5 protein-coding genes are annotated in these 6463 nt (G+C 66.8%); 2 read left to right on the top strand and 3 right to left on the bottom strand.

Annotated elements, in window-relative coordinates:
* The first annotated feature begins 54 nt into the window (after window positions 1-54).
* The gene (locus tag VQ02_RS27360) at window positions 55-954 is read left to right on the top strand and encodes an ABC transporter permease subunit (protein WP_425339932.1); all 900 of its coding nucleotides are present in this window, start codon (window positions 55-57) and stop codon (window positions 952-954) included.
* A 246-nt stretch (window positions 955-1200) separates the two neighbouring features.
* On the opposite strand, the gene VQ02_RS36190 is transcribed toward VQ02_RS27360, so the two are convergent.
* Window positions 1201-2259 carry an acyltransferase family protein gene (locus tag VQ02_RS36190; protein ID WP_083469486.1) on the bottom strand — a complete coding sequence of 353 codons (1059 nt, stop codon included), beginning with the start codon at window positions 2257-2259 and terminating at the stop codon, window positions 1201-1203.
* 495 nt (window positions 2260-2754) lie between these two features.
* Window positions 2755-4599 (bottom strand): DNA helicase RecQ, encoded by a 1845-nt coding sequence (recQ, locus tag VQ02_RS27350; RefSeq protein ID WP_048447403.1) that lies wholly within the window; start codon window positions 4597-4599, stop codon window positions 2755-2757.
* 97 nt (window positions 4600-4696) lie between these two features.
* Here recQ and VQ02_RS27345 point away from each other — a divergent pair, with 97 nt between their 5' ends.
* Window positions 4697-4897 carry a type II toxin-antitoxin system VapB family antitoxin gene (locus tag VQ02_RS27345; protein ID WP_063838523.1) on the top strand — a complete coding sequence of 67 codons (201 nt, stop codon included), beginning with the start codon at window positions 4697-4699 and terminating at the stop codon, window positions 4895-4897.
* 160 nt (window positions 4898-5057) lie between these two features.
* On the opposite strand, the gene recF is transcribed toward VQ02_RS27345, so the two are convergent.
* Window positions 5058-6203, bottom strand: a complete 1146-nt coding sequence (gene recF, locus VQ02_RS27340; protein ID WP_048447402.1) for a DNA replication/repair protein RecF — start codon at window positions 6201-6203, stop codon at window positions 5058-5060.
* Window positions 6204-6463 lie beyond the last annotated feature (260 nt).

The raw sequence follows: 6463 nt of genomic DNA, 5'->3' as shown, positions 1-6463 counted from the left end.
GACCTCTCGGTCGGCTCGACCGCGGGCTTCGTCGGGGCGCTGGCCGCGGTGCTGATGGTGCAGATGGGCCTGCACCCGCTCCTGGGCACGCTGCTGTGCCTCGTTGCCGGCGGGCTCATCGGGGCGGCGCAGGGGTGGTGGGTGGCCTACCTGCGCATCCCGTCCTTCATCGTGACGCTGGCCGGGATGCTGGTGTTCAAGGGCCTGACCCTGGCGCTCCTCGCCGGCCAGTCGGTCGGGCCGTTCCCGCCCGACTTCCAGAAGCTCAGCTCCGGCTTCATCCCGGACGTGGTCACCGGCGGCTCGCTGCGGATCACCTCGGTCCTCGTCGGTGTCGCCCTGGCGCTGATCCTCGTCGGCTCGAACCTGCGCCGGCGCATGGGCCAGCAGCGCCAGGGCTTCACCCCGAAGCCGATGGCCGCCTTCGCGCTCAAGAATGCCCTGGTGGCGGCCGTGATCGTCGCCTTCAGCACCTGGCTCGCCACCTACCGGGGCCTGCCGAACGTCCTGATCGTGATGTTCGCCCTGATCCTGCTGTACCGCTTCGTCACCAGCCGCACGGTGATCGGCCGGCGCATCTACGCGCTCGGCGGCAACGAGAAGGCGGCGAAGCTGTCGGGCATCAACACCGAGCGCCTGACCTTCCTCACCTTCGTCAACATGGGGGTGCTGGCCGCGCTCGCCGGCCTGATCTTCGCCGCCCGCCTCAACACCGCGACCCCGAAGGCCGGCCTCGGCTTCGAGCTCGACGTGATCGCCGCCTGCTTCATCGGCGGCGCCTCGGCCTCCGGCGGCGTCGGCAAGGTCACGGGCGCGGTGGTCGGCGCACTCATCATGGGCGTGATGAACAACGGCATGTCGATCCTCGGCATCGGCATCGACTATCAGCAGGTCATCAAGGGCCTGGTGCTGCTGGGTGCGGTCAGCATCGATCAATACTATCGAAAGCGGTAGGGTGCGTCGTTGTCTGAGACGTAGAGCCGACTGTCTCATGCTGCCGCCGTGCCGTCGAACGCACCCCGGCACGGGGAGACGCTTTCGGGCTGCGGCCCCGTCCCGGGCCTGCTCGTCCGTGACGACGCGCCTCCACTATCCTGGATGATAGTCAGGTGTGCGGGCCCTGGTCGCGTGTTTCGCCTTGAGGCACGGTTCCCACCCGTTCCGGATAGTCGTCCGCGGCGGCTCAAACCCGAGGCGCGATCACGGACTCTGCCCTGACTGCACGGACTGAAGAACGCGGACCTTCGACGTGCCCAGCAGCAGTGTCTGCCCTGGTATTTCGATGAAGCGCCGTGACAGCCAAGCCAGCCCGATCGTAACTGGAACGCTCAAGACGACAGCCATCAAACGATCCACGCCCAGCCAGTGACACGTCATCCATAGAAGAAGCCCGACCGGCATATGCAGCAGATACAATGAGTATGATTGCTGACCCAGCCACAGCAACGACGGCCGCTCCAGAATTTTCAGCCGCGATGTCGCCGCGGCCAGCAATACAAGCTCGAAGACGACAGTCGAAAGAAAATACGTGACGGGCGGCACTTCGGCCCAGTCGGATCTTCCTCTAAGTGTAGACAAAATCGATATAATCAAACAAATAAAGACCATCAATGTTCTATTTCCTTTGACTACAAGATACGTCATCATTCCAATAATAAAGAAAAATCCAAAATGATGAAGAGTTAATATATTTACAGTATTATTTATCGGCATGATCCCGGATCGTTGCATAAGTTTCATTGCAATCATAAATACAATCCAGCACATACATAGTTCAGGCATTGCGTCCGTGCGCTTTGTTCGTATGATGATTGCCATCAGGACGTAAAACCAAAGTTCATAAGCCAGCTTCCAATAGGGTGATATAAGATTTTGCACGCCAAAAAAGCTTTGAAACATTGTAAAATTTATCAATGTTATTGATAGCTCGTGTTTCGATATGCCGTAAATCACGAATATCGACAAGGCGGCAGGAACGACTGAAGCCCAGTAAGCAGGGTAAATCCGGGCCGATCGCTTCCACAAGAACGATGATGCCGACTTCGATCCCTCCGCACTCATCAAGATCACGAAACCGCTGAGCATAAAAAACAATTCCACGCCGAGCAGCGCCAGATGCAAAGACTGCGAGGGCGCTGGCGGGAACAAATCAGGATGATCCAGGTTCATCAAGTATATGGCTTCGAAATGAAATATCATGACAGCAACGGCTGACACGCCGCGAAGGCCGTCGATGGATTGCATGCGGTAGATTTTCATGCAAATCTCCTTACGGAAATTTCTTCAAATACTTCATCCGATGAGTTCGCTCTTCCCGAAATATCCATCATGGAGGGAATTTGCGAAATGTATTTGAAAACAATATTTAAGTCCTGATGACAGACAAGCACAGGCATTAAAAATAACGTATGCTGTGCCTACAATGCGGTAGGCATCCATGCTTTGGGTGCAGTGAGGGTTGAGGGCGCCCGCGACCGAAGCGGTTCGCAGGTCGTCGAGCCCGGCCGATCATCCCGAGGGCGAGAAGCGCATATGGGCGCGCATGCCCGCTGCAGCCGGAACGACGCAGCCGTGCTGTGCACGAGGCGGGGCACGCGGTCGTCGTGGGGACAGACGGATCGTCGCCGGCCTCGAGGTCGCGTGCCGGCCCCGGCCCCGCTTATCGTCGGTGCTGTCTGACGACGGAGCGCGGAAAGTCCGCCGCGTTGCGCCGGCGCTCGAGCATGCAGCGACGACGGTACGAACCTGTTCCGCTCACCCAGCCCGCTTCGCGTCGGCCAGGAACTCCGCCACCGCCTCCACGAACGGCTGGCCATAGGCGTCGCGCTTGCGCTCGCCGACGCCGTGGATCGAGCGCAGGGCCCAGAGGTCGACGGGCTTCGACCGCGCCATCTCGATCAGGGTGCGGTCGGGGAAGATCATGTAGGCGGCGACGCCCTCCTGGCGGGCCAGCGTCGCGCGCAAGCCCCGCAGGTGCTGGAACAGAGCCTCGTCGGTTTCCGACAAGCCGAGGGAGTCGTCGCTGTCCGACGCGGAGCGGCGGCGCTCCTTCGGGGCCTTCGGCTCCGGATCGGGGCGCAGCTGCACCGGCTCGCGCCCGAACAGGATCGCCTCGCCCTTGTCGGTCAGCGCCAGGCCGCCGTAGCCGTCGCCGTTCTCCGCGACGGCGCCGGCGGCGAAGAGCTGGCGCAGGATTGCCCGCCAGGCCGCCACCGGCTTGTCCGAGCCGACCCCGAAGGTCTTGAGCTGGGCGTGGCCGTTGCGGCGGATCTGCTCGCTCTCCTTGCCGTGGACGAGGTCGCAGATATAGGCCGCGCCGAAGCGCTGGCCGGTGCGCACCACCGCCGAGAGCACCTTCTGGGCCGCCACCGTGCCGTCGATCAGCGAGACGCCGCCCCGGCAGAGGTCGCAGCGGCCGCAAGGCTGGCTCTGCTCGCCGAAATAGCCGAGCAGCGACTGCCGCCGGCAGGTCGCGCCCTCGCACAGCGCGATCATCGCCTCGAGCTTGCGGCGCTCGATCCGGCGGCGGTCGTCCGGCACCTCCTTCTCGTCGATCTGGCGCCGGCGCAGGGCCATGTCGTCGAGGCCGTAGAGGGTCAGGGTGTCGGCTGGCAGCCCGTCGCGGCCGGCGCGGCCGATCTCCTGGTAGTAGCTCTCGATGGTCGAGGGCATGTCGGCGTGGCAGACGTAGCGCACGTCCGGCTTGTTGATGCCCATGCCGAAGGCGATGGTCGCCACCACCACGACGCCGTCCTCCTGCAGGAAGGTGTCCTGGTTGCGCATCCGCACGCTCTGCTCCAGGCCGGCATGGTAGGCGAGCGCGTTGAAGCCGTCCTGCTGCAGGATCTCGGCGATCTGCTCGGTGCGCTTGCGCGAGGAGCAGTAGATGATGCCGCTCTCCGCCTTGCGCGGGCGCAGGAAGCGGGAGAGCTGGCGCGTCGGGTGCTCCTTCGGCGCGAAGGTCAGGCGGATGTTCGGCCGGTCGAAGGAGTGGACGAACAGCTCCGGCTTGCGCCCGCGGGGAAACAGCCGCTCGGAGATGTCGGCCCGGGTCGCCGCATCCGCCGTGGCGGTGAGCGCCACGGTCTGCACGTCGCCGAGCGCCTCGCGGGCCCGGGCGAGGTCGCGGTACTCGGGCCGGAAGTCGTGGCCCCATTGCGAGACGCAATGCGCCTCGTCGACGGCGAGCCGCCGCACTCCGGCGCCCTGGAGCGCCTCGATCAGCCCGTCCATCAGCAGCCGCTCGGGTGAGACGAACAGCAGGCGCAACGAGCCAGAGCGGATGCCGCGCCACGTCTCGCGGGCGCTCGATTCCGATACCGTCGAGTTGAGGGTGCCGGCGGCGATGCCGAAGGCCTCCATCTGCTTCACCTGATCGTGCATCAGGGCGATCAGGGGCGAGACGACGACGGTCAGCGACTGCTCCACCAGGGCCGGGAGCTGGTAGGTCATCGACTTGCCCGAGCCGGTCGGCATCACCGCGAAGACGTCGCGCCCGTCGAGCACGGCGCCGATCACCTCGGCCTGGCCGGGACGGAAATCCTCGTAGCCGAAGGTCTTTCGGAGGGCGGCGCGGGCCTCGTCGAGGCGGTCTGTCATCGGGGTTCTGCGGGCTCGTTGCGGGCGGGCGGCGACGGGGGCGGCGGGTGAATCTTGAATCGACGATAGCACTTCATCGCCGACGCGGGACGCCACCATGACGCTCGACATTCGCGATCAGGACGTGGACCGGCTCGCCGAGACGCTGGCATCGATGGCGGGACTCAGCAAGACCGACGCGGTTCGTATGGCTTCGGCCGGCGAACCGCAACGGCGCGAACGGTCGCTCGCCGGGTTCCCGGCGTGCATCGAGCCCCGATCCGGGATCACATCGCCTCGTTCCCGCGCACCGGCCTGAACGACGCCGAGGCGTTCCGCGGCGAGCCGGACGGGGGGCCGTGCGGCCGGAGCCGCCGGTTCGACGAGCGGTGCCGAAGCCGTAGGATGCGGGCATGAGCAAGGCCGTTGCCCGACCGTGCGGAAGCCGGGCAGACCTTGTCCACGGCCCGCGATGCCGGTCAGTGCTCGACGCGGCCCTCGGCCACCTGCACCACGTCGGCCCGCCCGCCCAGTTCGCCGAACAGCGCCGGGTCGGCCCCGGTCATCCAGACCTGGCCCGGGAGCGCTTCGAGCGCGTCGAACAGGCCGGCGCGGCGCCGGGGATCGAGATGGGCGGCGACCTCGTCGAGGAGGATCAGGGGGGCAAGGCCGCTCATCCCGGTGACGAGGCGGGCATGCGCCAGGACGAGGCCGATCAGCAGGGCCTTCTGCTCGCCGGTCGAGGCGGTGGCGGCGGGCACGTCCTTGGGGCCGTGGCGTACCACGAGGTCCGAGGCCTGGGGCCCGGCGAGCGTGCGGCCGGCGGCGCGATCGCGAAACCGGTTCTGACGTAAGGTGGCGCGGTAGCGGTCCTCGGCGTCGACCGCGGGCCACACCGCCACCAGGTCGTCGATGTCGCCCTCCAGCCGCACCCCGGCCCAGGGGAAGGGCGAGGCCTCGTCGCGGGTGGACAGGATCAGGCTGTCGAGGCGTTCCACGGTCTCGCGCCGGGCGAGCGCCACCGCGACAGCGAGCTCCGCCACCTCGCGCTCGACGGCGTCGAGCCACGGGCCGTCGTCGGGCCGCTCCTCGAGGAGGCGGTTGCGCGAGCGCAGGGCCCGCTCCATGGCGTTCACCCGGGCGCCGTGGCCGGCATCGACGGCGAGCACCAGCCGGTCGAGGAAGCGGCGCCGGTCGCCGGCGGGGCCGCGAAACAGGGCGTCGAGGTCGGGGGTGAGCCAGACCACCCGCACCTGCTCGGCGAAGGCGGTGGGCGAGGGGGCGGTGGCCCCGTCGATGCGGCAGAGCCGGCCGCCGCGCTCGTCGCGCCCCCGCGGCGGCTCCCAGGCGGTGCCGATGCGGTGGTCGCCGTTCGGTCCTTCCAGGGTCAGCGAGACCGCGAAGCCGCCCGTCCCCCCGTCGCGCGCCATCACGGCAAAGTCCGCCCGGCGCAGGCCCCGGCCGGGGGCGAACAGCGACAGCGCCTCCAGGATGTTGGTCTTGCCCGCCCCGTTCTCCCCCACCAGCGCGACGAAGCGGCGACCGACCGCGAGGTCGAGGTCGGCGTGGTTGCGAAAGTCGCGGGCGATCAGCCGGGTGACGCGTAAGGGGTCGGGCTCGGTCATCCCCGGGCCATATCACAGGTCCGAGCGGGGACCGGCGATCTCGCGGGCGTTACGCACCGCGACGCGGCGTCTCGTATCGGGTGCGCAGGTGGGCGAAGACGGCTTCGGCCGGTCGGTAATCGTCCCTGCCGCGGTCGCGCGATGCCCGGCGTAGGACAGAGGTTGCGTCAATTCATGCGGAGCCGGACTGAGCGGCGCCGACATCGTGGCACGGCGGACCACGGAGGACGGCGTGGGAAGTCCGGGTTTTGGCTGCGCGG

The organism is Methylobacterium variabile (assembly GCF_001043975.1).
In the GTDB taxonomy this organism is placed as follows: domain Bacteria; phylum Pseudomonadota; class Alphaproteobacteria; order Rhizobiales; family Beijerinckiaceae; genus Methylobacterium; species Methylobacterium variabile.
Note: the sequence above shows the minus strand (reverse complement) of the source record. Positions and strands in the feature narration are given on the sequence as shown.